This is a genomic window from Mesorhizobium huakuii (assembly GCF_030160235.1).
Lineage (GTDB): Bacteria > Pseudomonadota > Alphaproteobacteria > Rhizobiales > Rhizobiaceae > Mesorhizobium > Mesorhizobium huakuii.
Genome location: NZ_BSNY01000088.1, coordinates 1 through 3,158, shown reverse-complemented (window position 1 = coordinate 3,158; position 3,158 = coordinate 1). Strand labels below are relative to the sequence as shown.

The 3,158-nt window shown below is 57.5% G+C and carries 2 protein-coding genes; both read right to left on the bottom strand.

The window, feature by feature from the left end; genetic code table 11:
* Positions 1 to 625: 625 nt before the first annotated feature.
* Positions 626 to 1,252, bottom strand: coding sequence for a Crp/Fnr family transcriptional regulator (locus QQK95_RS33395; RefSeq protein ID WP_284278851.1), 627 nt, complete (start codon positions 1,250 to 1,252; stop codon positions 626 to 628).
* 1,151 nt (positions 1,253 to 2,403) lie between these two features.
* Positions 2,404 to 3,158, bottom strand: a 755-nt coding sequence (locus QQK95_RS33390) for a Crp/Fnr family transcriptional regulator (RefSeq protein ID WP_284278850.1), incomplete at its 5' end; no start/stop codon positions are given.

Sequence of the window (3,158 nt, the reverse complement as noted above, 5' to 3'; positions counted from 1 at the left end):
CTCTCCAGTTCCGTTAAACACCTTATCTCGGTGTCCACGAAACCGGCAGCAGGCCAGATAGCTTTATGGATGGCCGCGATTGCATCGCGCCTCATCTCCTCCTCCCTTAGCCGCGCCGTCTTGAGCGAGCGGCCAAACCTGCGGCGCATCAACATGTCGTCGCCAATAGGTCGGAGGCACCTCATCTCGAACCCGCGCTACCGTGCAGGAGCCTCGACGTGGCAACCTCCCTCCTCAGTGTCCCTATGTGTCAGATGTCGTTGTTATCGGCGTACGAATGCCCACTCACCCTCAATTGCGAGCATGCATTTATGCAGATAGGTTCCGAGAAAACACTTACATGGGTTGGTCTCGCGAGCATGGAATTGCCCGTTGAGTACGCGGCCACTGTTTGGGCTATCGCGTTCGGGCTGCGTCCGGCTTATTGCGGAATGGCGAGGCGAACGGGCGACATCCCGACGAGGGACTGATCGGTGTTTCCCCTAAGTGGTCCCGCGCGGAGCGCCGTCCCTCGCCGTGGCGCAAGCAGGAAGTTGGCGACTCGCTCCAGCCAACTGCTCGGTGACTGGACATGGGGTGGTCTTGTGGATGGTGAGAACAACTCCCAACTTCAACCGTCCCATGGCTATAAAGGGCGGATATAACCAGGATCAAACTCCGCCAGTTCCCGCAACCGCTGTGGCTGAAGTATTTCCAAATGATGCTTGTGAAGGGTGATCAACCCGTCCTTGCGCATCTGTTGCAGGACGCGGTTGAGGTGAACGCCACTCATTCCCGTGGCGTCAGCCAGGACCTCATGGGTCAATGGCAGATCGAAGGAATGATCCCCCACAAGATCGACGCGTCGAAGGCGGGCATGCAGCTCGCAAAAGAGATGTCCAAGATGCGTCGTTTTCTCGTGCCGCCCCATATATGCCAGCCAAACCCGCAAGGTTGCCTGTTCGATCAAGGCGATACTTATGAAAGCTCTCGCGAGGTTGGGATGGCTAGCCATCGCCGCGGTCACGGCCTGCCGATTCAGAACCGTAACCACGGCCGGGGTGAGTGCGGCCACGCGTCCGACAGAACCCTTCCCCAATGCCGATAGGTCGCACAGATCGCCGACGATAAGAAAATCCGTAATCTGCCGGGATCCGTCCTTGAACGAAACGGAGCGGGCGGCCCAGCCCTCCGACATTATGTGAAGCTCTGGACTATCCTCGTCGGAATCAAAGATGGTCTCGCCACGGCTGTAACTCCTTGTGCTCGTCATCGTTCTCGCCAGAGCATCTCGCTCGGCGTCGCCCAACGGTATACTGCGCATTCTCTGAACCAAGGCGTCCAATGACAAGGCTATCTCTCCGACGTTAGAGACAACGAAGGATCCTGACGATCGGCATCGCCACTGCAGGCCGCCGGCTCTGGAAGCGGAAAGAAGAGGCGTTGGCATTCAAGATAGGCATGGTGGTGAACAGACAAACGTTCTGCACTAAGCTCTGGCCGCATCTGGACCGGCCACCAGTCCGCTGTATATCGAGTATAGTGCATTCCCAACGTAGCACGATCAATCCTGAAGCTCTTATATTGGCCGCAACCAGACCCGATTGGAGCGGTGCGCTAGGGAGTAGATCTAAGTCGCACCACGAAAGCGACTGGTTTGCGCAGAGCCGCCTAGGTGGGCGTGCTTTTGGAATAGGCTTAGCTTTTCAGGATAGCCAATCCGGATCGTGCGTCCGCAACCTTCGCATCGATATTTGGACACGACGCGGAACCAGCTCCCGCGCTTGACGATGGGGAATTTGCAGGCCGGACATTGGTAGGTCAAATCGACAGAAATTAAGCTCTCAGAAAGGGTCATCTTCGTCATCGCCGACCAAGCTGCAATCGTTCAACGCGTCGACGATAAATCGCGCAACCATGGACACGCTTGACTCAGATCAACCCGGATCGATGCGTGCGAAGATAGGCTTCCTCACAAAGGAGGCCTTTAATGTTGCACGAGCCGTTGCATTTTAGGTTTCCCAGATCGGTCAACATCCAGTGGCATAGCGAAAACGCGGCGCCACGCGAGCCGACTTCCAACGAAGGCTTATCTTGGCATTTGAGGCATGCCGTCCACTGCAACTGTTGTCACCTACCCGGGGAAGTCGCGCGGGAACTGGGGCGGCGGCAAATCTTCGCGTATGTTTCCGATCCCAAGTGAGCGCATTATCAGCAGGCATGGCACGGTCGAAGGCAGCCTTGATCCATAAAGCGAACGTCGCCCATTACTGGCGAAGACTGATGGCCGTACAATTAGATCCCCTTAAGCGTCGGCAGATTTCCCGTTTGCTGGATGCGGAATACAAGAGGCTCCAACGAGCCCAACGGGTGGATGGAGCACGTCGCCAAAATAGCAGGATGCCGTCTGGAGGGATTGGTGCTTCAGCGGCAACAACGGCGGTGGATTCCGCCTCTACGCAGCATCACATTGGTGATTTCGATGTGGCCCCGGTGATATCGGATGAGGCCGGCGTGCTGGAGCGTGTTCGCAACGATCGATACGCTGTTGCGTTGAGTGCCCAGCATCTGGGCCAGAAACTCCTGTGTAAATGAAAGGGTGTCGCTTCCGGACAGATCGCGTGCACGCAGCAGCCAGCGCGACAAGCGCGCTTGGACCGTATGAGACGCATTGCACGCAGCTGACTGCAGCGCTTGCGCGAAGATGACCTGTTCGTGCCGCATAAGGAGCGCGCGAAAGGGCGCGCTTTGGTCGGCCGCCGCCCGCAGACCGGACGTCTCCAGCACCGATGCGCTTCCGGAGAGTTGAATGACGGCTGTGTTCAGAGAGATCCTGCCATCGAGTGCGGCAAATGCTCCGAACAGATCGTCGCTGCCAACCATTGCGACTTCCACCGTTGCTCCCGTTTCGAGCCTCACCACCATGGAAATGATCCCGCCGTGGGGAAAATACACTTGAGCAATTTCGCCGCCGCCTTCGACAAGACGGTTCGTTGCACCAGTTCGACGGGTTTCAGTTGGGGGCGTAGAAATTCGAACGCTTCGGGCGCCAGCGACGACAATAGACGATTTGGCGAAACGGCAGCGATGGCGCTCTCTTGGAACAGGCGGGAGACCCTTCCTGCGGCGCGACAATGAAGGTGCGAGCGTTGCGTCAATCAAGATGAGAATGCTGGCGG